Source organism: Curvibacter sp. Hmag1.1, assembly GCF_059769165.1.
Genome location: NZ_JBMBGX010000002.1, coordinates 227,914 through 252,005, shown reverse-complemented (window position 1 = coordinate 252,005; position 24,092 = coordinate 227,914). Strand labels below are relative to the sequence as shown.

22 protein-coding genes are annotated in these 24,092 nt (G+C 59.0%); 15 read left to right on the top strand and 7 right to left on the bottom strand.

Translation table 11 applies throughout. The annotated features are described in order from the left end of the window. Positions 1 to 30: 30 nt before the first annotated feature. A complete protein-coding gene (locus ACOAP0_RS01565; RefSeq protein ID WP_498375886.1) occupies positions 31 to 1,140 on the top strand; it encodes a DUF2325 domain-containing protein in 1,110 nt (369 codons plus the stop codon). On the opposite strand, the gene ppsR is transcribed toward ACOAP0_RS01565, so the two are convergent. Beyond that, the gene (gene ppsR / locus ACOAP0_RS01560; protein WP_087497173.1) at positions 1,094 to 1,915 is read right to left on the bottom strand and encodes a posphoenolpyruvate synthetase regulatory kinase/phosphorylase PpsR; all 822 of its coding nucleotides are present in this window, start codon (positions 1,913 to 1,915) and stop codon (positions 1,094 to 1,096) included. The two genes, ACOAP0_RS01565 and ppsR, sit on opposite strands and share 47 nt — an antisense overlap. A gap of 216 nt (positions 1,916 to 2,131) precedes the next feature. Here ppsR and ppsA point away from each other — a divergent pair, with 216 nt between their 5' ends. The 7 genes from ppsA (at position 2,132) to dnaB (ending at position 9,974) form a co-directional block, all read left to right on the top strand. After that, entirely contained in the window at positions 2,132 to 4,522 is a 2,391-nt protein-coding gene (gene ppsA, locus ACOAP0_RS01555; RefSeq protein WP_498375888.1) for a phosphoenolpyruvate synthase, read from the top strand. After that, the gene (locus tag ACOAP0_RS01550; protein WP_498375889.1) at positions 4,522 to 6,828 is read left to right on the top strand and encodes a VC_2705 family sodium/solute symporter; all 2,307 of its coding nucleotides are present in this window, start codon (positions 4,522 to 4,524) and stop codon (positions 6,826 to 6,828) included. The genes ppsA and ACOAP0_RS01550 overlap by 1 nt, the downstream gene beginning before the upstream one ends. Positions 6,829 to 6,921: 93 nt before the next feature. After that, positions 6,922 to 7,287, top strand: coding sequence for a 30S ribosomal protein S6 (rpsF, locus tag ACOAP0_RS01545; RefSeq protein WP_087494188.1), 366 nt, complete (start codon positions 6,922 to 6,924; stop codon positions 7,285 to 7,287). A gap of 33 nt (positions 7,288 to 7,320) precedes the next feature. Next, positions 7,321 to 7,614: a primosomal replication protein N gene (gene priB / locus ACOAP0_RS01540; RefSeq protein WP_257789658.1), complete on the top strand. Its 294-nt coding sequence runs from the start codon at positions 7,321 to 7,323 to the stop codon at positions 7,612 to 7,614. A gap of 17 nt (positions 7,615 to 7,631) precedes the next feature. Further along, positions 7,632 to 7,913 carry a 30S ribosomal protein S18 gene (gene rpsR / locus ACOAP0_RS01535; protein WP_029708819.1) on the top strand — a complete coding sequence of 94 codons (282 nt, stop codon included), beginning with the start codon at positions 7,632 to 7,634 and terminating at the stop codon, positions 7,911 to 7,913. Between the two features lie 12 nt (positions 7,914 to 7,925). Continuing rightward, positions 7,926 to 8,378, top strand: coding sequence for a 50S ribosomal protein L9 (rplI, locus tag ACOAP0_RS01530; RefSeq protein ID WP_087494186.1), 453 nt, complete (start codon positions 7,926 to 7,928; stop codon positions 8,376 to 8,378). Between the two features lie 192 nt (positions 8,379 to 8,570). Then, the gene (gene dnaB / locus ACOAP0_RS01525; RefSeq protein WP_498391294.1) at positions 8,571 to 9,974 is read left to right on the top strand and encodes a replicative DNA helicase; all 1,404 of its coding nucleotides are present in this window, start codon (positions 8,571 to 8,573) and stop codon (positions 9,972 to 9,974) included. A gap of 83 nt (positions 9,975 to 10,057) precedes the next feature. Here the strand turns inward: dnaB and ACOAP0_RS01520 are convergent, their stop codons facing one another. From ACOAP0_RS01520 to ACOAP0_RS01510, 3 genes are all read right to left on the bottom strand, one after another. Beyond that, positions 10,058 to 11,761, bottom strand: coding sequence for a PhoH family protein (locus tag ACOAP0_RS01520; RefSeq protein ID WP_498375891.1), 1,704 nt, complete (start codon positions 11,759 to 11,761; stop codon positions 10,058 to 10,060). A gap of 177 nt (positions 11,762 to 11,938) precedes the next feature. After that, positions 11,939 to 12,415, bottom strand: coding sequence for a peroxiredoxin (locus ACOAP0_RS01515; protein WP_087494183.1), 477 nt, complete (start codon positions 12,413 to 12,415; stop codon positions 11,939 to 11,941). A gap of 154 nt (positions 12,416 to 12,569) precedes the next feature. Next, complete coding sequence (locus ACOAP0_RS01510; RefSeq protein ID WP_300473411.1) at positions 12,570 to 12,935, bottom strand: Mth938-like domain-containing protein; 366 nt, start codon at positions 12,933 to 12,935, stop codon at positions 12,570 to 12,572. 101 nt (positions 12,936 to 13,036) lie between these two features. Between ACOAP0_RS01510 and ACOAP0_RS01505 the strand changes: the two genes are divergently transcribed. The 5 genes from ACOAP0_RS01505 (at position 13,037) to moaD (ending at position 18,686) form a co-directional block, all read left to right on the top strand. After that, positions 13,037 to 14,263, top strand: a complete 1,227-nt coding sequence (locus tag ACOAP0_RS01505) for a pyridoxal phosphate-dependent aminotransferase (RefSeq protein WP_313866757.1) — start codon at positions 13,037 to 13,039, stop codon at positions 14,261 to 14,263. Between the two features lie 71 nt (positions 14,264 to 14,334). Then, positions 14,335 to 15,657 (top strand): homoserine dehydrogenase, encoded by a 1,323-nt coding sequence (locus ACOAP0_RS01500; protein ID WP_498375893.1) that lies wholly within the window; start codon positions 14,335 to 14,337, stop codon positions 15,655 to 15,657. Positions 15,658 to 15,672: 15 nt separating this feature from the next. Next, positions 15,673 to 17,112: a threonine synthase gene (gene thrC, locus ACOAP0_RS01495; protein WP_498391292.1), complete on the top strand. Its 1,440-nt coding sequence runs from the start codon at positions 15,673 to 15,675 to the stop codon at positions 17,110 to 17,112. A 66-nt stretch (positions 17,113 to 17,178) separates the two neighbouring features. Further along, positions 17,179 to 18,438, top strand: coding sequence for a molybdopterin molybdotransferase MoeA (locus tag ACOAP0_RS01490; protein WP_498375895.1), 1,260 nt, complete (start codon positions 17,179 to 17,181; stop codon positions 18,436 to 18,438). Further along, positions 18,435 to 18,686, top strand: a complete 252-nt coding sequence (moaD, locus tag ACOAP0_RS01485) for a molybdopterin converting factor subunit 1 (RefSeq protein WP_498375896.1) — start codon at positions 18,435 to 18,437, stop codon at positions 18,684 to 18,686. Before ACOAP0_RS01490 ends, moaD begins: the two co-directional genes overlap by 4 nt. Here the strand turns inward: moaD and dapA are convergent, their stop codons facing one another. Further along, entirely contained in the window at positions 18,687 to 19,589 is a 903-nt protein-coding gene (dapA, locus tag ACOAP0_RS01480) for a 4-hydroxy-tetrahydrodipicolinate synthase (protein WP_498375897.1), read from the bottom strand. It abuts the gene before it with no gap. 257 nt (positions 19,590 to 19,846) lie between these two features. Here dapA and ACOAP0_RS01475 point away from each other — a divergent pair, with 257 nt between their 5' ends. Beyond that, positions 19,847 to 20,347, top strand: a complete 501-nt coding sequence (locus tag ACOAP0_RS01475) for a molybdenum cofactor biosynthesis protein MoaE (RefSeq protein WP_498375898.1) — start codon at positions 19,847 to 19,849, stop codon at positions 20,345 to 20,347. A gap of 20 nt (positions 20,348 to 20,367) precedes the next feature. Here ACOAP0_RS01475 and ACOAP0_RS01470 read toward each other — a convergent pair whose 3' ends face one another. After that, positions 20,368 to 20,967 (bottom strand): hypothetical protein, encoded by a 600-nt coding sequence (locus ACOAP0_RS01470; protein ID WP_498375899.1) that lies wholly within the window; start codon positions 20,965 to 20,967, stop codon positions 20,368 to 20,370. A 160-nt stretch (positions 20,968 to 21,127) separates the two neighbouring features. Here ACOAP0_RS01470 and clpB point away from each other — a divergent pair, with 160 nt between their 5' ends. Next, positions 21,128 to 23,719 (top strand): ATP-dependent chaperone ClpB, encoded by a 2,592-nt coding sequence (clpB, locus tag ACOAP0_RS01465; RefSeq protein WP_498375900.1) that lies wholly within the window; start codon positions 21,128 to 21,130, stop codon positions 23,717 to 23,719. Here clpB and ACOAP0_RS01460 read toward each other — a convergent pair. After that, complete coding sequence (locus tag ACOAP0_RS01460) at positions 23,716 to 24,069, bottom strand: carboxymuconolactone decarboxylase family protein (protein WP_322562635.1); 354 nt, start codon at positions 24,067 to 24,069, stop codon at positions 23,716 to 23,718. The genes clpB and ACOAP0_RS01460 overlap by 4 nt on opposite strands. Between the last annotated feature and the right edge of the window lie 23 nt (positions 24,070 to 24,092).

The following is a 24,092-nucleotide window of genomic DNA, read 5'->3' as shown; positions in this document are numbered from 1 at the left end:
CACTGCCATTGCCCCTTGGTTGGAGTCTGCTTGCCGATAGATACCCTCCGGCGTCTCGTCAACAAAGCTTTGGGCGCAAGTGCATTGGCGAATGACTATGAAGTGCATTCCGGCGCGGTCTCTGAGGCAGCGAGACGATGCAAGCTTTCTGAGCTGATGCAGGCAGAGTTGGAGTCCCGATACGTGCGCGAAATCCGCGCTTTCAAATCCGCAAAAGATTCTCAAGCGTTGGCGGAATTGTGGGCCCGATCGCTCAAGGCGGGTGACGTGGCCGGTGCTTTCTGGGCCGCTTTGACCCATCCTCGTTGTGAGGCTGCGCTTAGGGATGCAATGTGCAAGGACCTGCACATGTTTCAGCATCAAGCCGGTGCGGGTGTACGTCTGGAGATCGCCCGTTTCAATGCATTGGCAGATGAGAACGCGTTACTCGGTCGTGAACTGGGAAAAATCCAAGAGCGCATGACGCGCGTGCTGACGGAGAAAAATGCAGAGATGGAGCAGACGCAGGCCTTGCTGCTGCAAGCGCGTGCTGATGCCATTGCCAAGGACACCCGCTTGACCTTGTTGGCCGAAGCATTGGAGAGTCTGCGTAGTTCCATTCCGGACCTGTCAGACAAGGAGCGCTTGCAAGTCCGCCTGGGCCGCGCCTTGGATCGTCAGCACGAGTTAGAGATGCAGAACGCGGACTTGCGCCGACGCGTGATTCAGGCAGAGCGTGTACCTGAAGAAGTTGCACAAGGTGTTCCACGATACACACAGCCCGTGCAAGAGCAGCGGGCATTGTCAAATGCGCCTGTACCGCTACTTCAAAAGGCGGTGCTTTGTGTGGGCGGGCGCAGTGGCAATGTGGCCAATTACCGCCAAGTGGTGGAGCGGGTGGGCGGACATTTTGCACACCATGACGGAGGCGTAGAGGACAACGCCTCCCTGCTGGATGCCAACCTGGCCGCAGCGGACCTGGTGATTTGCCAGACCGGATGTATCAGCCACAACGCCTACTGGCGCGTGAAGGACTTCTGCAAAAGAACCGGCAAACAATGCGTTTACGTGGAAAGTGCGAGTGTTTCATCGCTAGAGCGTGAACTACAGGCTCTCAGTACACCAAGCGTTCAGGATGTATTTCCTGAAGAATCGTCGTAGCAATTTCTTCGATGGATTTGGTGGTGGTGGACAGCCACCGGATGCCGGTGCGGCGCATCATGGCTTCCGCCTCACTCACTTCCATACGGCAATTCTCCAGAGACGCGTATCTGGAATTGGGGCGGCGCTCATTGCGAATTTCGGCCAATCGCTCCGGCTGGATCGTGAGACCGAAAATTTTTCCGCGGTGCGGCACCAGCGCAGGAGGAAGTTGGCGACGTTCGAAATCTTCAGGTATCAGCGGATAGTTAGACGCCTTCAGGCCGTATTGCATGGCCAGATACAGTGATGTGGGGGTCTTCCCGCTGCGGCTTACGCCCACCAGAATCACGTCGCTTTGCTCCAGGTCACGGTTGCTTTGACCATCGTCGTGTGCCAGAGAGAAGTTGATAGCCTCAATCCGGTCGTGGTATTCCTTGCTTTTGCTTGCATCACTGAAGCGGCCGATGCGGTGGTTGGACTTGAGGCCCAACTCTTGCTCCAAGGGGTGAACAAACATCCCGAACATATCGAGCAACATGCCCTGACAGCCTTCCTGAATGACTTTCAGTACATCCATGTTCACCAAGGTCGTGAACACAATGGGCTTGTTGCCGTCCACCACACCCGTATGGTTGATTTGCCGGACCGCCTGGTGAGCCTTGTCGACGGTGTCCACAAAGGGCAGGCGCACATGCCTTGCCTTGGTTTCGAACTGGGCCAGGATGGCATTGCCGAATGTCTCGGCGGTGATGCCGGTGCCGTCAGAGATAAAAAAAACAGAGCGTTGGGGCATGGTGTTCCGGGTAATGGCGTCAGTCAGTTGCAAGCGCACAGGGGTTTTCCGTAATCGGGTTACACGGTGTGGACACCTACAATCACCGCAATTTAGCGCATTTAGGTACCGGTTACGTTTCCCACAACAGCAACAACAGGAAAGTGACAGGCTGCGCGACCCGTGCCCGGCATGGTCCGGCGGGTCATGGAAAGGTTTTAACTTCTGGAGCATCCTATGTCTGAACTTTTCAATGCGACCGACCTGGTCGTGCCCTTCGAGCGCTTGCGCATGACGGACGTTGAGTCCGTCGGCGGCAAGAACGCCAGCTTGGGAGAGATGATTTCCCAGCTACCGCAAGGCGTGCGGGTCCCCACGGGCTTTGCCACTACAGCCCACGCATTCCGCCAGTTTTTGGCCCACGACGGATTGGCTGACAAGATCAGCGCAAAACTGAAAAACCTGGACACCGAGGACGTGCGCGCATTGGCCACAGTGGGCGCAGAAATCCGTGCCATGGTGGAGGCGCAGCCTTTTCCGGCTGATTTGGAGCAATCGATCCGCGATGCCTTTGCCACCTTGTCGGCCGGCAACGACCAAGCCAGTTTCGCCGTGCGTTCGTCGGCCACTGCGGAAGACCTGCCGGATGCCTCATTTGCAGGTCAGCAGGAAACCTATCTGAACGTGGTGGGCATCGAAGATGTGCTCCACAAGATGAAAGAGGTATTCGCCTCTTTGTACAACGATCGCGCGATCAGCTACCGCGTGCACAAAGGTTTCGCGCATGACGTGGTAGCGCTGAGTGCAGGTGTACAGCGCATGGTGCGCTCGGATCTGGGTGCTGCCGGTGTGATGTTCACGATCGATACCGAGTCCGGTTTTGATCAGGTGGTTTTCATCACCTCCAGCTATGGCTTGGGTGAGACAGTGGTGCAGGGTGCGGTGAATCCTGACGAGTTTTATGTGCACAAGCCCATGCTCAAGGCGGGCAAGCGCGCGGTGATCCGCCGTAACCTGGGCTCCAAGCTCTTGCAGATGGTGTTCACCACCCCCGAGGAAAAAGCAGCAGGCGGCAAGTTGGTGAAAACCACCGATGTCCCCACTGAGTTGCGTAACCGCTACTCTTTGACCGACGCTGATGTGGAGTTGCTCGCGCAGTACGCCTTGGTGATTGAAGAGCACTATGGTCGCCCCATGGATATCGAGTGGGGCAAAGACGGCATAGACGGCCAGCTCTACATACTGCAAGCCCGCCCTGAGACCGTGAAGAGCCAGGCGGGGGCGACAGCCGAGTACCGCTACAAACTCAAAGGCAAGGGCAATGTGGTGGCCGAAGGTCGCGCCATCGGTCAGAAGATTGGCACAGGCCCGGTGCGCATCGTGCACAACATCAGCGAGATGGACAAAGTGCAGGCCGGCGACGTGTTGGTCACTGACATGACTGACCCCAACTGGGAACCGGTCATGAAGCGCGCGAGCGCCATCGTGACTAACCGGGGCGGCCGGACCTGCCATGCGGCCATCATTGCCCGTGAGTTGGGTATTCCTGCAGTGGTTGGATGCGGCAACGCTACGGACCTGTTGAAAGAAGGCATGCTGGTGACGGTGAGCTGCGCAGAGGGCGACACCGGCTTCATTTACGACGGTTTGTTGGAAACCGAAGTGTCTGAGGTACAGCGCGGCGTGATGCCCGAAATCCCCGTCAAGATCATGATGAACGTCGGCAACCCACAGTTGGCATTCGACTTCTGTCAATTGCCAAATCAGGGTGTGGGCCTAGCCCGGTTGGAGTTCATCATCAACAACAACATTGGCGTGCACCCCAAGGCCATTTTGGACTATCCCAATGTGGATGCGGATCTGAAGAAGGCGGTGGAGTCTGTGGCGCGAGGCCACGCGTCGCCCCGTGCGTTTTATGTCGACCGGGTGGCAGAGGGGGTTGCAACTATCGCGGCAGCTTTCTGGCCCAAGCCAGTCATCGTGCGTTTGAGCGACTTCAAGAGCAACGAGTACCGCAAGTTGATCGGCGGCAGCCGGTATGAACCGGAAGAAGAAAACCCGATGCTCGGTTTCCGTGGCGCCGCCCGATATATCAGCACGGAGTTCGGCGAGGCATTCGCCATGGAATGTGAGGCGCTGAAGCGTGTGCGTAATGAAATGGGGCTGACCAATGTGCAGGTTATGGTGCCGTTTGTACGTACCCTGGGCCAGGCGAAACGGGTGACCGAGTTGCTGGGCCGTCATGGCTTGCGCCGCGGCGAGGCAGACCTCAAGCTCATCATGATGTGCGAGATTCCGAGCAATGCGATCCTGGCTGATCAGTTCCTGGAGTTCTTTGACGGCTTCTCTATCGGCTCCAATGATCTGACCCAACTCTCCTTGGGGCTGGATCGTGATTCAGGTCTGGACCTCCTGGCGGCGGACTTTGACGAGCGCGATCCGGCCGTGAAAGCGCTGATCACCATGGCGATCGATGCTTGCAAGCGTCAGGGCAAGTACGTGGGCATTTGCGGTCAGGGGCCTAGCGATCACCCTGACTTTGCAAAGTGGCTGGAACAGCAGGGGATTTCCTCCATTTCGCTGAATCCTGATTCCGTGATTGCCACCTGGCAGCAACTAGCGGTCTGATGCCAGAGACGACAACCCGGCGTAACTGGCGCTTGCATGCGAGCCTGCTTGCGCTGTGGTTTGTTTTCTCTTTCGGGGTTACTTTTTTTGCACGCGATCTGCCCGGAAATTTTTTTTCCTGGCCGATCGCGTATTGGTTTGCGGCACAGGGATCACTACTGATATTTATTGGCATCGTGGTCGCGTTTGCCATCGTTGCCAACCGGCGCTCCGCGGAAGCCTTTTTGTTTGATGCCACTGAATACCGGCAGTACACGACAAGCCTTCACAAGCGCTTTGCGACTTTTGTAGTTGGCTTGCTTTTCTTTCTTGTGGCCTTGGCGCTGGCTGAACAATGGGGCTTGCCGAAAGCTTGGGTTGCCGGCATTTTTTTGTCGGTGACTTTGGTCCTGTACGCGGTAATCGGGGTATTCGCTCGCACTGCGGATGCGAATGAATACTACGTAGCTGGCCGTCGAATTCCCGGTGTCTATAACGGCATGGCGACTGCTGCAGATTGGATGAGCGCTGCTTCGTTCATCAGCCTGGCCGGAGGCTTGTATTCACAAGGTTTCAGTGGTTCGGGCACGCAGCCGGGCGGTTTGGCTTACGTGCTGGGTTGGACGGGCGGGTTTTGCCTGGTGGCTTTGTTGGTCGCACCGTACTTGCGCAGCATGAATATTTACACCGTACCGGATTTCTTCCGGGTTCGGTTTGGCGGGCACTGGCCGCGGCGAATTGCGGCTTGGTCTGCGGTGTTGTGTTCGTTTACCTATGTGGTTGCGCAGCTTTATGGCGTCGGCTTGATTACGTCCCGTTTGACGGGGGTGCATTTTGAGATCGGCATTCTTCTGGCGCTCGGGGGCGTGCTCGTCTGCTCCTTCTTGGGTGGAATGCGGGCGGTCACTTGGACGCAGGTCACCCAATATGTAGTCATTATTCTGGCGTTTCTCATCCCTGTCTCATGGCTGTCTTACCAGCAGACCGGGAATCCGTTCGCCCCCCTCGCTTATGGGCAGCAGCTGGTGAAAATCACCGATTTGGAAGCCTCGTTTGCGGTTTCGCCCCAAGAGCAGGAAGTTATTGCGATCTATGCACGTCGTGCGGAAGAGTTCCGACGCAAGCTGCTGGATGTTGAGGCTTCTTTGGCGGAAGAGCGCGAGGAGCTGAGGCGTCAACTGAGGATCCTGGGCGATAGCAAGGCACCGGATGCTTTGGTTCAAGCCACTCGGAAGTCTCTGGCTGCACTTCCCAAAGATGCGGTAGCTGCACGAGACATGTGGACTCGCGGGCTTGTTGAAAACACTGAGAGGGCACGAGTACTTGGCGGTATGGCACCGCAAACGCGGGCTTTTGCCGGCAATCCGGATGGCACCGCGGATGAGCAAGCGGAATTCAACACTTCTCGTGCCAACTTCCTGGCGCTGATGTTTTGTCTCATGGTGGGCACGGCCGGTTTGCCTCACCTTTTAACCCGTTACTACACCACTCCGGGCGTTATCCAGACGCGGAGGTCGGTGGCCTGGTCGCTGGTTTTCATCGCGCTCTTGTATCTCTCGGCGCCGGCGTTGGCTGTTCTGGTCAAGTACGAGGTCATGGCGCATCTGGTGGGGCAATCCTTTGATGCACTTCCGGGGTGGATGCTTCAATGGTCCAAAGATCCGAATCTGCTTTCGTTCAGCGATGTGAATAGTGACGGGGTGCTGCAGTTCGCAGAGCTGCGGCTGGGGGCGGATTTGATCATGCTTGCGTCACCGGATATTGGCGGGCTACCTTATGTGGTGTCAGTGCTGGTGGCTGCCGGTGGCTTGGCTGCAGCGCTATCCACGGCAGACGGACTGCTGCTGACCATTGGCAATGCACTTGCACATGATGTGTACTTTGAGGGCAACAGCAACAAAGCGGAGGCCATGCGCAGGGTGATGCTGTCAAAGTTCGCCTTGTTGGTGGTGGCATTGATGGCTGCCTATGCGGCAGCACAGCGACCTGCTGGAATTCTCTACCTGGTGTCTGCGTCGTTTTCGCTTGCAGGTGCGGCCTTTGTGCCTGCCATGGTTCTGGGTATTTTCTGGAAGCGCATGACACGGTCCGGTGCGGTGGCCGGCATGTTGGCCGGGCTGGGTACCACGGTGGTCTACATGGTGCTTAACTTTCCGGTTTTACGGCAGTGGTTCGGATTTTCAGGCGAACATCTCTGGTTTGGAATTCAACCTGTATCGGCTGGAGTTTTTGGAGTTCCTGTCGGGGTACTGGTCGCCGTTATTGTCAGCTTGCTGAGCCCCCCCGACTCGCCGGACGACAGGGATTTGGCTCCTCCCTTGGGTTAGGCTATAATCACGGGCTTCGCCTTGCTGCACCCTGTCTAGACGCCGGGGGCAGCTTTTTCAACCCAGATGCTGGGAAATCCTCAAGGAGTATCAATGCGTCATTACGAAATCATCCTCATGATCCACCCGGATCAGAGCGAACAAGTTCCTGCAATGCTGGAGCGTTACAAGGGCATGATCACCGCTGGCGGTGGCAAGGTGCACCGTGTTGAAGACTGGGGCCGTCGTCAGATGGTTTACATGATCAACAAGCTGGCCAAGGCCCACTACCTGTGCGTCAACATTGAAGCCGACCAGGCTGTAATGTCTGAACTGGAACACGCATTCAAGTTCAACGACGCCGTGTTGCGCCACCTGACTGTGTCCAAGAAGAAAGCCGAAACCGGTCCTTCTTCCATGATGAAGACAGTCGAGCGTGAAGACGCACGCAAGGCCCAGCAGGCCGAGTACCAAGCCTAATTGAACGGGTCAACGGACCTTTCCCGTTAAGGAGTGCAAGCGAATTCATTGGTTCTAGGTGCTTGTATCGCAGAGGTAGAAACCATGCGCTATACACCGGCAGGCTTACCAGCCTTGAATCTGCGGCTCGAACATGAGTCAGTCGTTCAGGAAGCCGGTAGCAGCAGAACCGTGAAGGTGGTAGTCAAGGCGGTGGCCTTCGGAACTCTGGCAGAGCGGCTTGCCAAGCAAGCCATAGGCAGTGTCTGGAACTTCACCGGTTTTTTGGCTAATGCACGACAGGGAAAGTCAGTCGTTTTCCATATTCAAGAATTTTTGCAAGATTAATTTTTTAGGAGTCCATCATGCCCGGACCAAAACGTTTCAACAAAGACAAGCGCCCCAAGCGCAATACCCAATCGCTGCTGTTCAAGCGCAAGCGTTTCTGCCGCTTCACCGTGACCGGTGTGGAAGAAATCGACTACAAAGATATCGACACTTTGCGTGATTTCATTGCTGAAAACGGCAAGATTATCCCCGCACGCCTGACCGGCACCCGCGCTATTTTCCAGCGCCAACTGAACACCGCTATCAAGCGCGCTCGCTTCTTGGCGATGCTGCCTTACAGCGACCAGCACAAGATCTAAGGAGTCCCGACCATGCAAATCATTCTGCTCGACAAGGTCGTGAACCTCGGCAACCTCGGCGAAATCGTCAAGGTTAAAGACGGCTACGCTCGCAACTTCCTGATCCCCTCCGGCCGTGCACGCCGTGCTACTGAATCTGCCAAGGCAGAGTTCGAAGCCAAGCGCGCCGAACTGGAAAAAGCAGCTGCAGCCAAGTTGGCTGAATGCCAGGCTTTGGGCGAAAAGCTCGGTGGTACAACCATCAAGTTGACCCAAAAGGCTGGCGTGGATGGCCGTTTGTTCGGTTCCGTCACCAACTATGACATCGCTGAAGAACTGGGCAAGACTGGCTACAAAGTGGCCAAGTCCCAGATCCGCATGCCTAACGGCCCTATCAAGGTCGTGAGCGACAGCACTGTGAGCGTGGCTCTGCACACTGACGTGGTGGTGGATATCACTGTGTCTGTGTACGGCGAAACCGCTTAAGCAGTCTTTGGCATGCCGCCTGGCAACAGGCAGCATCCGCAAAAAAGCCGCCAGGGCCTGTCCCTTGCGGCTTTTGTATTTTGTGCGGGCACTTATCCCGCTATTTGCACAGTTTTCCCACAGCTTGCCCCCAGCCTTTCCCTCGACGCGCGCTCCGGCCCGCTTTAGGATGAAGGGTTCCAAGGAAACTTCATGTCAGCAGTCCCTACCTCTCTCGATGGCTTTGAGTCCGACCGGCAAATTGCCCAATTGCGAGTGCCGCCTCACTCCATTGAAGGCGAGTCCAGTGTTATAGGTGGTCTGCTGTTGGACAACGAGGCTTGGGATCGCGTCAGTGACATCCTGATGGATGCGGACTTTTACCGTCACGAGCATCGCTTGATCTACGCGTCTATCGGCACGCTGATCAACGGGAACAAGCCGGCTGACGTCATTACCGTCTTCGAGCACCTGCAGAACCAGGGCAAGGCAGAGGAGGTGGGTGGACTCACCTACCTCAACTCTTTGGCCCAGTACGTGCCGAGTGCGAGCAACATCCGTCGTTACGCGGAGATCGTGCGCGACCGATCCATCCTGCGCAAGCTGGTCGGCGCCAGTGACGAAATCGCCACGAATGCGTTCAATCCCAAGGGGCGCCCGGTCTCTGAAATCGTCGACGAATCCGAACAGAAGATCTTCAACATCGGCGAGGCCGGCAAGCGAAATAAGCAGGGCTTTCAGTCCATGGACAGTCTGGTGGTCAATTTGCTGGACCGTGTGCAGGAAATGGCGGACAACCCGAACGACGTCACCGGCGTCCCCACGGGTTTCATTGACTTTGACCGCATGACGGCAGGTCTGCAAGCCGGTGATTTGATTGTGTTGGCGGCACGTCCCTCCATGGGCAAGACGGCCTTGGCCATCAACATCGCTGAACATGTCGCTTTGAACGAAGGTTTGCCGGTCGCCATCTTCTCGATGGAAATGGGTGCCGCCCAATTGGCGGTGCGTATCGTGGGCTCCATCGGCCGCGTAGACCAAGGGCATTTGCGTACAGGCAAGCTGACGGATGAAGAATGGCCTCGTTTGTCAGAAGCAATTGAGAAGCTGCGGACCATTTCACTGCATATCGATGAAAGTGCCGGTCTGAACTCCAGCGAAGTGCGTGCCAATGCCCGTAGGCTGGCACGACAGTGCGGACAGCTTGGCCTCATCGTGGTGGACTATTTGCAGCTGATGAGCGGAAGCGGTGGCGATGGTGAAAACCGTGCCACCGAGCTCGGCGAAATTTCCCGGGGTTTGAAGATGTTGGCCCGAGAGCTCAAATGCCCGGTCATTGCATTGTCCCAGCTCAACCGCTCGGTGGAGCAGCGGCCCGACAAGCGCCCGATGATGAGTGACTTGCGCGAGTCCGGCGCCATTGAGCAGGATGCGGACATCATCATGTTCATTTACCGTGATGAGTACTACACCAAGGACCAATGTAAAGAGCCAGGTGTGGCTGAAGTCATCATCGCCAAACAGCGTAACGGCCCGACAGGTGCCGTCAAGCTCGCGTTTATGAACCGGTTCACCAAGTTTGAAAACCTGGCCCATAGTGGTGGGGACGATTACTGATCTTCAGTCAACCCGATAGAAAAAGGGCTGGAAACCAATTTGGCTTCCAGCCCTTTTTAAATGTGCGCTAGTAGCTATCTATTTCATAGCACTTCACTGGCGAAGTCTGCCAGGCGAGAGCGCTCGCCACGGGCCAGGGTGATGTGACCGCCGTGGGGCCAGCCCTTGAACTTGTCCACGGCAAAGGTCAAGCCTGAGGAGCCCTCTGTCAGGTAAGGCGTATCAATCTGGGCAAGGTTGCCCATGCAGATGATTTTGGTGCCAGGCCCTGCCCGGGTGATCAGTGTCTTCATCTGCTTGGGCGTCAAGTTTTGAGCCTCGTCGATGATGACATACTTGTTCAGGAAAGTACGTCCGCGCATGAAGTTCATGCTCTTGATCTTGACGCGGCTGCGAATCAGCTCGTTGGTGGCAGCTCGGCCCCACTCCCCTGCGTTGGTGTCTGTCTTTCCAAGCACTTCGAGGTTGTCGTCCAGTGCGCCCATCCAGGGGCCCATTTTCTCTTCCTCAGTGCCAGGCAGAAAACCGATATCCTCACCCACGCTCACGGTGGCGCGGGTCACGATGATCTCGGTGTAACGTCGGTCATCCAGTACTTGGGTCAGGCCAGCGGCCAAAGCCATCAGGGTCTTGCCAGTACCTGCTGTGCCGGTGAGGGTCACGAAATCGACTTCCGGATCGGTCAGCAGGTTCATCGCAAAGTTCTGTTCGCGATTGCGGGTTGTCACGCCCCACACTGCATTCTTGAGATGGTTGAAGTCCTTCAACGTTTTGAGGACCGCAGTAGTGCCACGGATTTCGGTCACACGCGCATACAAGCTGGGTTCGCCGGGAGACTCGAAGTAGACGAATTGGTTGATCATCATCTGGGGCACAACAGGGCCATCCACCTTGTAGAAGGTGTGTTGGCCTTGCTGCCAGCTCTCTACGCTCTGTCCATGGGTAGCCCAGAAGTCCGAGGGTAGGGCAAGCGAGCCGGAATACAGCAGGTCGCCGTCTTCCAGAGTCTTGTCGTTCTGGTAGTCGTCGGTGGCCAATCCCAAAGCACGCGCCTTGACGCGCATGTTGATGTCTTTCGAAACCAGCACCACTTCGCGAGGGGCGTAGTGCTGGCGCAGCGCTTCCACCACGCCCAAAATCTGGTTGTCTGCCTTGCCTTGGGGCAAGCTGGTGGGCAGGGTGTAGTTCAGCGGCTCTGTCTGGAACATCAGCTTGCCGCGCGCGTCTTTGTGGCCGGTGCTGTCCAGCATGAAGCCTGCGGTAATGTCCGCGCCCGGTGTGCCCGCCAGCGCATCCAGGGTGCGACTGGTTTGGCGTGCGTTGCGGGCCACTTCGGTCATGCCTTTTTTGTGACCGTCCAACTCCTCCAGAACGATCATCGGCAGATAAATGTCATGTTCCTCAAAGCGGAACAGGCACATGGGATCGTGCAGCAAGACGTTGGTGTCCAGCACGAAGAGCTTTTTCGGGCCGTTCGTTTTTGCACGTTTGCTGCGCTTGGCTTCCGGGGCAGCGGCGACCGCTTTGGACACGGACTTCGTAGGCAGTGCCACAGGCGCGGGAGCTTGGGCGGTCACGGTGGCGGGTGCACGCGTCAGGGCAGGAGTCTGTATGGACTTCTTGGTTTCCCGGGCGACCGGCCGTTCCTGGACGACCTGGGCTGTTTGGGGTAGCACAACTTCTGGGGCGGCCTTGCGGGCCGGGCGGGCGGATGCTCGCGCGGGAGCCTCAAAGTCTTTGGCGGTCAATCGGTCGGCACGCTTGGACGGGGCAGGGGGCAGTGGCATGTAGTGGATTCGCAGAAGTTGGGAAGTGGAAAAGCAATGCCGAAAAAGCGAAAAAGCCGCCTTGAGCCAAGGCGGCTTTTTCGGGGAGCGCGGTTGCAAGCTTCAACGGCATGCGAACCATTATGCATGAGCCCCGTGACGCCAAACGCCAACGGGTGCATCAAAACAACAAGGTAATCAGGCGGCTTTTTTGAGGGCCTTCACAGCCTTCAGCACGTCATCCACATGACCTGGAACTTTCAGACCGCGCCATTCTTCTTTGACCAGGCCATCAGCGCCGATCAGGAAGGTGCTGCGTTCAATGCCTTTGACCTTTTTGCCGTACATGATCTTGTTTTTGACCACGCCGAACATGTGGCACATTTTTTCTTCTGTGTCAGCGATCAGCTCAAAGGGGAGTTCCAGCTTGGCCTTGAACTCGTCGTGGGACTTCATGTTGTCCCGTGATACGCCGAACACTTCTGCGCCAGCTTTCACGAAATCCTTGTACTTGTCCCTGAATTGCATGGCTTCGGTAGTGCAGCCGGGGGTATTGTCCTTGGGGTAGAAGTACAAAACCATGGTTTTCCCGACGTGGGTGGTGTTGGTCACCTTGATGCCGCCGGTGGCGTTGGCCTCAAATTCGGGAAGGGGTTTGTTGACAACAATCGCCATATGGAATTTCAATCTCGGTGTTTCAGCCCGGCGAGCCGGCCTGGTCAGTCATAGGGGACAGCGTCGAACGTGACAGCAATTCTTCGCTCTGGACCGCAACCCATAATTTTACTCTGAAAAGGCACCGCCCGGACGCCTTTCCCGAGGGCGTCACCTAGATGATGAGTGCAGCCACCACTTTGCGGCCTTCACCGGACAAAAAGTTATAGGTGCGGCAGGCCGCCTGGGTGTCCATGGTTTCCAGCCCGATACGACGGCTGTACAAAGGCTTGAGCCACTGAGGATGGGTGAAGCGGATGCTTGCGCCACTACCAAAAAGCACCAGCTCCGATGCAAAAGTGGCCAACTCTTCGAAGTGAGGCTCTCCCAGATCTTCGAAGCGCAAGCAGGACCAAGGCTGAATAACGCCTTGGCTGCTCACAATGATGCTGGAGTGGTATTTCTCACCGTTCACTTCGACCCAGCCGGGGCCATAACCGGTGATGGAGGGGCCTTGTAAAGCGTCGGGAATGAATTTCATGGGGAGAGGTGTGGTCCGGGAGAGGCCGGCGGGGCGGGATGCCTGCCGAACTGTGGTCAAATTATAGGTTTCGCCCTGTGCTGACACCTCCCGGAGGGACTTTGAAAACCATTCAGAAATCTGCCAAGCTGGCCAACGTGCTCTACGACATCCGCGGTCCTATCATGGACGCGGCGCGTCAGATGGAGGACGAGGGTCAGAAGATCATCAAGCTCAATCTGGGCAACTTGGCGGTGTTCGGTTTTGATGCGCCCGAAGAAATCCAGCAGGACATGATCCGCAATCTGCCCAATTCGGCAGGCTACTCCGACAGCAAAGGCATTTTTGCAGCCCGCAAAGCGGTCATGCATGAGACCCAGAAGCAGGGCATTGCCGGCGTTACCCTGGATGACATTTATCTGGGCAACGGCGCCAGTGAGCTGATCACCATGGCCACCAATGCCTTGCTGGACAATGGCGACGAGTTGCTGTTGCCTATGCCTGACTATCCCTTGTGGACTGCAGCCACCAGCCTGTCCGGCGGCACACCGGTGCATTACCTGTGCGATGAGAACAATGGCTGGATGCCCGACCTGGACGACATCCGCGCCAAGATTACGCCACGCACCAAGGGCATTGTGGTGATCAACCCCAATAACCCGACCGGCGTGTTGTATTCCACTGAGCTCCTGCAGGGCATCATCGAGATCGCCCGCCAGCACGGCCTGGTGATTCTGGCGGACGAGGTTTACGACAAGGTCTTGTACGACGGCATCCAGCACACGGCCATGGCCAGCTTGTCGACAGACGTGTTGACGCTCACCTTCAATTCCCTGTCCAAAAGCTACCGCTCCTGCGGGTATCGCGCAGGCTGGCTGGTGGTGTCAGGCAACAAGAAGTCGGCGGCTGACTACATCGAGGGCCTCAACATGCTCTCGAACATGAAGCTGTGCTCCAACGTACCCGGCCAGTGGGCGATCCAGACCGCTTTGGGCGGTTACCAGAGCATCAACGATCTGGTGTGCGAAGGCGGGCGCCTGCGCCGTCAGCGCGACCTGGCCTATGAGCTGATTACCGCCATTCCCGGCGTGACCTGTGTGAAGCCGCAGGCCGCGCTGTACATGTTTCCCAAGCTGGACCCCAAGGTGTACCCCATCTCGGACGACCGGCAATTTTTCCTGGAGCTGCTGCGCGAGACCCGCGTCATGCTGGTGCAGGGAACCGGCTTTAACTGGCATGCGCCCGACCACTTCCGCATCGTGTTCCTCCCGCATGAGGACGATTTGCGCGAAGCCATCGGCCGCATTGCCAAGTTCCTTGAGAGCTATCGCAAGCGCAACGGGAACTGACTCACTCTGATTTTGATAGCTGCCCGCGCACTGTTTGCAAGGGCTAGACGCACTTTTTACGTAAGAACGATATGAAACCGATACAAGTAGGCCTGCTCGGCATTGGCACCGTGGGAAGCGGCACATTCAATGTGCTCAAGCGCAACCAGCAAGAAATCCAGGGCCGTGCCGGCCGCGGTATCGAAATCACCATGGTGGCTGACCTCGACGTGGCGCGTGCCCAAAGCGTCGTCGGCCCCGATGTGAAGGTGGTGAACGACGCGCGCGCCGTCATTGCCAACCCCGAGATCGATATCGTCATCGAGTTGATCGGCGGCTACGGCATTGCCAAGGCGCTGGTGCTCGAAGCCATTGCGGCCGGCAAGCATGTGGTCACTGCCAACAAGGCCTTGCTCGCCGTGCACGGCACCGAAATTTTTGCCGCTGCATCCGCCAAGGGCGTGATGGTGGCGTTTGAAGCGGCAGTGGCCGGTGGCATTCCCATCATCAAGGCATTGCGCGAAGGCCTGACGGCCAACCGTATTCAATGGATTGCCGGCATCATCAACGGCACCACCAACTTCATCCTGTCCGAGATGCGCGACAAGGGCCTGGACTTTGACGTTGTGCTCAAGGAAGCCCAGCGCTTGGGCTACGCCGAAGCCGACCCTACCTTCGACATCGAAGGCGTGGATGCCGCACACAAAGTCACCTTGATGAGCGCGATTGCCTTCGGCATTCCTGTGCAGTTCGACAAGGCCTATGTGGAAGGCATCACCAAGCTGGGCGCGGCCGACATCAAATACGCCGAGCAACTGGGCTACCGCATCAAGCTGTTGGGCATTACCAAGCGCACGTCTGCCGGCATTGAGCTGCGGGTGCACCCCACACTGGTACCGGCCAAACGCCTGATCGCCAATGTGGAAGGCGCGATGAACGCCGTCATGGCCCATGGCGACGCCGTGGGCACTACGCTGTACTACGGCAAGGGCGCGGGCTCTGAGCCCACTGCCAGCGCCGTAATTGCCGACTTGGTGGACATCACCCGCCTGCACACCGCAGATGCCGCCCAGCGCGTGCCGCATCTGGCTTTCCAGCCCGACGCCATCAGCAACACCCCCGTGGTGGCCATGAGCGAAGTCGTGACCAGCTACTACCTGCGCCTGCGCGTGGCCGACGAGGCCGGTGTATTGGCCAAGGTCACCGGTTTGCTGGCCGAGGCCGGCATCAGCATCGATGCCGTGCTGCAACGTGAAGCGGATGAGATCAGCGGCGAAGCAGCCACCCAGACCGACGTCATCATCCTGACCCACGACTGCGCAGAAGCCAAGATGAACGCGGCTCTCGCCCAGATGCAAGCGCTGCCCACCGTGTTGCAGCCCATCACCCGCATCCGCAAGGAAGAGCTGGCGTAATCAGGACACTGCCCCATGCAATATCTCTCTACCCGCGCTGTATCGAACAATACGCAAGACCGCAAACGCTTCTGCGAAATCCTGCTCGAAGGCCTGGCGCCGGACGGCGGGCTTTACATGCCGGTGGCCTATCCGCAAGTGGACGACGCTACGCTGACCCGCTGGCGCAAGGTCTACCACGAGCAGGGCTACGCCACGCTGGCGTTTGAAATCCTGTCGCTGTACATCGACGACATTCCCGCCGACGACCTGCGTGCCTTGTGCGCCAAGACCTACACCGCTGAAGTGTTCGGCACCGGCGAGATTGTGCCCTTGCGCCACCTGCAAGACGGCGTCTGGATCGAAGCGCTCTCCAACGGCCCGACCCTGGCGTTCAAGGACATGGCCATGCAGCTGTTGGGCAACCTGTTCGAATACGAACTGGCCCGCCGCGGCGAAGAGCTCAACATTCTGGGTGCCACCAGTGGCGACACCGGCAGCGCCGCAGAGCACGCCATGCGTGGCAAAAAGGGCGTGCGCGTCTTCATGACCAGCCCGCACGGCCGCATGAGCCCGTTCCAGCAGGCACAAATGTTCAGCCTGCAGGACGCCAACATCTACAACATCGCCATCAAGGGCGTGTTTGATGATTGCCAGGACATCGTCAAGGCGGTATCCAACGACCTCGAGTTCAAGCGCAAGTACAAGATTGGTACGGTCAACTCCATCAACTGGGCGCGTTTGCTGGCCCAGGTGGTGTACTACTTTGCCGGTTACATCCAGGCAACCGAGTCGAATGCCCAAAAGGTGTCGTTCAGCGTACCCAGCGGCAACTTCGGCAACGTGTGTGCCGGCCATGTGGCCCGCCAGATGGGTTTGCCAGTCGACAAGCTGGTGGTTGCCACCAACGAAAACGATGTGCTCGACGAGTTCTTCCGCACCGGCGTGTACCGGGTGCGCGGCACTGCAGACACGCATGAGACCTCCAGCCCTTCCATGGACATTTCCAAGGCCAGCAACTTCGAACGCTTTGTGTTTGACCTGCTGGGCCGCGACGGTGCGCGAGTGAAGGCGCTGTTCGGCGAAGGCCTGTCCCAGACCGGCCAGTTCGACCTGAGCGCCGACCCCGTCTTCGCGCAAGCGGCTGCCAAGTACGGTTTTGTGAGCGGCAAGAGCACCCACGCCAACCGCCTGGACACCATTCGTGCCACGTACGAGCAGCACGGCATGATGATCGATACCCACACCGCCGATGGCCTGAAGGTGGCCTTGGAGCACCTGACTGCCGGCGTGCCCATGGTGGTGTTGGAAACCGCATTGCCCATCAAGTTCGCGGCCACCGTGGTCGAGGCCTTGGGTCGTGACCCCGTTCGCCCGTCGCAGTTTGAAGGCATCGAAGCCCTGCCCAAGCGCGTGCTGGTGATGGATGCGGACGTGCCCGCCATCAAAGCGCTCATTGAGCGTGAGTGTGTTTGACTTGTGTATGAAAACGCTGCTTTGCGCCCGTCAAATGTGCGCGAGTAGCTCCTGAATAGATAGCAAATGACTTCTGCACCCAGCGCCCCTCGCAAGCCTCTTTTGCCGTTGGACGATGCGCTGGCGCAGTTGCTGGCAGCAGTGGTGCCCTTGACGGCGACCGAACAGGTTTCCACTTTTGAGGCAGACGGCCGGGTGCTGGCCACGAACGTGGTGTCCAGCCTTCAAGTGCCGGCCTTCGACAACAGCTCCATGGACGGCTATGCCGTGCATGCCGAAGACCTTTTGCGCGGCTCCCACGAGCTGCGGGTCACGCAGCGGATTGCCGCCGGCTCGGTCGGTGAACATCTGCAAGCCGGCACGGCGGCCCGCATTTTCACCGGTGCACCGGTGCCCCCCGGAGCCGATGCGGTGGTCATGCAGGAAGACTGCACGCCTATCCACGACGAGCGCCATGGCCAGCCCGAGACCATCCGGGTCAGCACCACGCCCTTGCCGGGCCAGTACATCCGCCATGCGGGTGAAGACGTGCAGCGTGGGGATTGCGTGTTGCCCGCGGGTACCCGCTTGGGGCCGGCTGAATTGGGCCTGGCTGCCAGCATCGGCATGGCGCATCTGGAAGTAGTGCGCAAGCCGCGAGTGGCCTTGTTCTCGACCGGGGACGAGCTGGTCATGCCCGGCACCGTCGCCCCGCAGGACATGCCCCCCGGCGCCATCTACAACTCCAACCGCTTTTTCCTGCTCAATCTGCTGCGCCGAATGGGCTGTGAGGTGGCGGATCTGGGCATCGTGCCGGATAACCGTGCCGCCACCATCGCAGCGCTGCAGGGTGCAGCAGCTGACAACGACGTCATTCTTACCAGCGGTGGCGTGTCGGTGGGCGAGGAAGACCATATCAAGCCCGCAGTGCAAAGCCTGGGAACGCTGGATTTGTGGCAGATCGCCATCAAGCCAGGCAAACCCTTTGCGCACGGGCGCATTGGCGCGGCGCACTTCATCGGGCTGCCCGGTAACCCGGTATCCAGCTACGTGACCTTCCTGCTGTTGGTGCGGCCGTTCTTGTTGCGCCTGCAAGGTGTGCGTGACCTTGCCATGAAAAGCATGGCGGTTCGCGCAGATTTCGATTGGCCCAAAGCCGACAAGCGCCGCGAATTTTTGCGGGTGCGTCGCAATGCCAATGGCGGGCTGGACCTGTTCAACAACCAGAGCTCCGGCGTTCTCACCTCCGCTGTCTGGGGGGATGGTGTGGTCGATGTCCCACCCGGGCAACCGATCTTGTATGGCCAAACCGTGCAGTACATCCCCTTTAGCGAGTTGCTGCGATGAAAGTCACCATCCGCTACTTTGCCTCCATGCGCGAGGCCATGGGCACCTCCAGCGAAGTGCTGGAGACACAGGCACTCACTCTGGGTGCGCTGCGGTCTGAATTGCTGGCGCGCGGCGGTGCCGGCGCCGAAGCGCTGGACACCAACCGGTCTGTCCGCATGGCCCTCAACCAGGTCATGAGCGGCCCGGACGCCACCCTGACAGAGGGGTGCGAAGTTGCGTTCTTCCCCCCGGTCACGGGCGGCTGATCAAGCGGCCTGGGTTTGCGCCACCAGCGCAGGTATCCCGTCGCTGATTTCCTGCAGTCGTGCAGTCAAGCCTTCGGATGCTGCATCCATTGGCGCACGCAGTTCATTCAATAGCAGGCCCTGATGGGCCATCAGCGCCTTCAAGGGCCCTGGGTTGGGCTCCGCAAATAAAGCATTCAGCAAGGGCAGCAAAGGGCGCCAAAGTGCCCGGGCCGTTTGCAGTTCCCCGGCCCGCAGCAAGGCAATGACTTGCACCATGCGCTGCGTGTGCAGGTGGCCGCCCGCCGCGATAGCGCCAGCGCCTCCCAGCGCCACGGTGTTGAAGATGCGGCTATCGTCCCCCGCCAATACCTGAAGGGCTCCATCCGCAATCAGATACTGGGTCTTGATGTCGTCAGCACCGCAGTCCTTGATCGCCACGATGCGCGGGTGCTGCGGCAAGGTCCGCAGTGTCTCCAGCGCCAGCGTGCTCCCCGTGCGGGCGGGAATGTCGTAGATCACGACCGGCGATGTGCTGACATTGGCAATCGCCTCGAACCACTGAATAAGGCCTGTCTGACTGGGGCGGATGTAGTGTGGTGCCGGTACCAGAATGCCGTGCAATCCGCGGCTATTTAGGGTGCGCACCCATTCCAGAGTCTCCGGCAGGTGGTAGCCCGACAGGCCCATCACCAGATGCAAGTCACCTGCCGCGGACCGGACGGTGTCCAAGACCGCCAGCTGTTCCCGAGGGCTGAGGGCAGCGGCCTCGCCGGTGGAGCCACACACCACGAAACCTGCCACCCCCTGGTTCGCGAGGTGCCGCACCAATCGGTAAAGGGCGGGGTGGTCCACCGCTCCACGCTCAAAGGGGGTGACCAGTGGAATCCACAGGCCGGAAAAATCAGGAGTCAACTCGCGCATACGTACATCCTTTTCGAGGAAAAGACCGATGGAAGAACCATCGACAAACGCGCGGCGGGAGGTGCAAAAAAAGGGTAGGGTGCCTGTGTAGCAGTTCCATCGCTCATTTGAGGACGGAACCGCAGCTCCGGTCAAATGAGCTTCGGCTTTTTGGATTTGTTCGCGCACAACGCACCTGCGCACGCGGGTGCGGCAGAGAGCATGGGGGTGTGAGCTACGAACATGCGGGCATGCTACCACGGTGCCACAATCTGCCCATGGCCCATCCCACACCCGCAACGCCCCGCGTTCGTATCCAGACCGAAGCCTTCGACTTAGGCTTGGAAATCAGTCAGCTGCAGGCTGCCGACCCGCGCGTGGGTGCAGTGTGCAGCTTTGTCGGCACCGTGCGCGACCGCAACACCCCCGGTGCAGCCGGTTCGGTGCAGACCCTGGAGCTGGAACACTACCCCGGTATGACTGAGAAGTCGATTGAAGCCATGGTGGACGCCGCGTTTGCCCGCTTCGACATCTACGGCGCCCGCGTGGTGCACCGGGTAGGGGTGTTGCAACCCACTGAGGGGGTGGTGCTGGTTGCAGTGACCTCGGCCCATCGCGGGCAGAGTTTTCAGGCCTGCGAATTCATCATGGACTACCTCAAGACCCAGGCGCCGTTCTGGAAAAAAGAGACCACGCCTGAAGGCGCGCACTGGGTGGACGCCCGCGTGAGCGATGACGAGGCCCTGGCCCGCTGGGGTATCACGGCGCCTAACGCCTGAGCCGAGGGGCTGGCCGGGTATCAGTTCAGGTACTTGGGCGGCTCTGCGTTGGCAAAAGCGTCCCACTCGGAGGGCTGAGCGTCCGTCTCGATCTCCTGGATGATGGGCAGGGTGGGCTCCAAGCCTTTGGGTGGGTCAATTCCCCAGTCGCTGTTGCGCATGGCCAGGCCGATCACATGCAGCAGGGCAATCAGGGTGTCGCTGCCCATGTTGATTTCCAGCTGGCGTGACTCTGCAGCGCCGGGCTGTGTTTCCTCAAACCGCACCGACAGCATGTCTGCGCCCTGCAACTGGATGTGCGCGGTAGTGACCAGCAAGGGCTGGTCTGTGTCACTCAACAGGGGTCGCCGGGATTGAAAAGGCGTATCGAAATCGGCCTGTTGCAAGGATTCCTGCCGCTGGAAAGCGTCCACCGCATGCTGCGCTGCCCCGTCATGGCCCGCAGGCGTGGGGTTCGGCAAGGCCAGCTGTTCGGATGTTTTTGCCAAATGCGGGTACAAGCCCCGCAGCATCCGGCGGGTCAGCCACAGGCGTTGCTCTTCCCCCTCGGGCGAGTTCATGCGTACCAAAATACGGTCGTGCTCGGCCACGTAGCTGACTTGGAATTGGTGAATCTGCATGGAGGAAATCGGGTAAAACAGGGTGCGCCTCCATTATCGGATGTGTGCAGCTTTGAGCTCTGGATTTGTGCTGGATCAAGGTCTCGGCGTTGGCAGGCTTGAAATCCACCCCCGCGGACCCAAGCTGGGGGTTAATCTCAGAACACACGGGGGTCACACCATGCGAATCGACAAACTCACCACCAAATTCCAGGAAGCGCTGGCCGAAGCTCAGACCCTGGCGCTCACCCATGACAACGCCTTCATTGAGCCTGTGCACGTCCTCGCGGCCATGATCCGCACCGACGATGCGCCCAAGGCCTTGATGAACCGGGCCGGCGTTAATGTGGCGGGCTTGCTGGCGTCTGCCGAGGCCGGCATCAAGCGCCTGCCGCAGGTGCAAGGCCATGAGCAGGTCACCGTGGGGCGCGATATGGTGTCGCTGCTGCAGGCGGCCGAGAAAGAAGCCATCAAGCGTGGCGACCAGTTCATTGCCGGCGAGCTGTTTTTGCTGGCCGTGGCGGACCACAAGGGCGACGCCGGGCAAATGGCCCGCACCAACGGGCTGACCCGCAAGAGCCTGGAGGCGGCTATCGACGCCGTGCGTGGCGGCCAGAAGGTGGATAGTTCGGACGCAGAAGACCAGCGCGAATCCCTCAAGAAATACTGCATAGACCTGACCGAGCGCGCCCGCATGGGCAAGCTGGACCCGGTGATCGGGCGGGACGACGAAATCCGCCGCGCCATCCAGGTGCTGCAACGCCGCACCAAAAACAACCCCGTCTTGATCGGCGAGCCCGGTGTGGGCAAGACCGCCATCGTCGAAGGCCTGGCCCAGCGCATTGTGGAGGGCGAGGTGCCCGACAGCCTCAAGGGCAAACGCGTGCTTTCGCTGGACATGGCGGCGCTCTTGGCGGGTGCCAAGTTCCGTGGCGAATTTGAAGAACGCCTGAAGAACGTGCTCAAAGACCTGGCCAAGGACGAAGGCCAGACCATTGTGTTCATCGACGAGCTGCACACCATGGTGGGCGCCGGCAAGGGCGAGGGCGCCATGGACGCGGGCAATATGCTCAAGCCGGCATTGGCGCGTGGCGAGCTGCATTGCGTAGGCGCCACCACGCTGGACGAGTACCGCAAATACATCGAGAAGGATGCCGCGCTGGAGCGCCGCTTCCAGAAGATTCTGGTCGGCGAGCCCACGGTGGAAGCCACCATCGCCATTCTGCGCGGCCTGAAAGAGCGCTACGAAGTGCACCACGGCGTGGACATCACCGACCCGGCCATCGTGGCTGCTGCCGAGCTGAGCCACCGCTACATCACCGACCGCTTTTTGCCGGACAAGGCCATCGACCTGATTGACGAGGCTGCCTCCAAAATCAAGATCGAGCTGGACTCCAAGCCTGAAGTCATGGACAAGCTGGACCGCCGCTTGATCCAGCTGCAGATCGAGCGCGAAGCCGTCAAGAAAGAGAAGGACGAAGCCTCGCTCAAGCGCTTTGAGCTGATCAACGAAGAGATCAACAGCCTGCAAAAAGAGATTGCCGATCTGGACGAAATCTGGAAGGCCGAAAAAGCCACCGCCCAAGGCAGCGCCCAGGTGCGCGAAGAGATCGACAAGCTGCGCACCCAAATCGAGAGCCTGACCCGCAAGGGCGACTTGGCCAAAGTGGCCGAGTTGCAATACGGCAAGCTGCCTGAGCTGGAGAAGCGCCTCAAGGAAGCCCAGGATCAGGAAGCCGGCAAAGCGGCTGCAGGCGGCGCCAATCGCTTGCTGCGTACCCAGGTGGGCGCGGAGGAAATTGCCGAGGTGGTGAGCCGCGCTACGGGCATTCCGGTGGCCAAGATGATGCAGGGCGAACGCGACAAGCTGCTGCAAATGGAAGGCAAGCTGCGCGACCGCGTGGTGGGGCAGGAAGAAGCCATTGCCGCCGTGTCCAACGCCATCCGCCGTTCCCGTTCGGGCCTGTCGGACCCGAACCGGCCTACGGGTTCTTTCTTGTTCCTCGGCCCCACGGGCGTGGGCAAGACCGAGCTGTGCAAGGCGCTGGCCGGATTTTTGTTTGACAGCGAAGAGCACCTGGTGCGCATCGACATGAGCGAGTTCATGGAGAAGCATTCGGTCGCCCGTTTGATCGGTGCGCCTCCGGGGTATGTGGGCTATGAGGAGGGCGGTTACCTCACGGAAGCCGTGCGCCGCAAACCCTATGCCGTGCTGCTGCTCGACGAGGTGGAAAAAGCCCACCCCGACGTGTTCAATGTGCTGCTGCAAGTGCTGGACGATGGCCGCCTGACCGACGGCCAGGGTCGCACCGTGGACTTTAAAAACACCGTGATCGTGATGACCAGCAACATCGGCAGCCAGCTCATCCAGAGCATGGTGGGCCAGGACTACGAGGATGTGAAAGAAGCAGTCACCGGCGAGTTGAAAAACCACTTCCGCCCCGAGTTCCTGAACCGGATCGACGAGACCGTGGTCTTCCACTCGCTGGATGCCGCTAACATCGCCTCTATTGCCAAGATCCAGCTGGCCACGCTGATGGCACGTCTGGCCAAGATGGATCTGACTCTAGCCGTGAGCGACGCGGCGGTGGCCGAGCTGGCCAAGGTGGGCTTCGACCCGGTGTTTGGTGCGCGACCCCTGAAGCGCGCCATTCAGCAGCGCATTGAGAACCCGCTCTCCAAGTTGTTGCTCGAGGGCAAGTTCCTGCCCAAATCGACGATTCAGGTGGGGGTGGACCCCATCCTGGCGCCGGGGCAGTTCAGCTTCAGCTAAGCCGTCTGGGGCGCCATGGCGTCCCAGGCTGCAGCGGCTTCTGCGGCGTACATCAGGGCGGGGCCGCCGCCCATGTAAACACACACGGCCAACATCTCATCCAGCTCAGCACGGGTGCACCCCAGCTTGTGGAGAGCCTTCACATGAAAGCCGATGCATCCCGAGCAATGCTGGGTGATGCCTATGGCCAGCGCCATTAACTCTTTGTGTTTTGCGCTCAGGGCGCCTTCCGCCATCGATGCCTTGGCCAACAGCCCAAATCCTTGCATGGCCTCGGGTTGTGCCTTGCGTAAGGGACCCAGGTTTTCGTTGATCTGCTTGATGAGGGTGCTGTGGTCGAAAGAGCTCATGGGTTGTACCGTGAAAAGGGGAA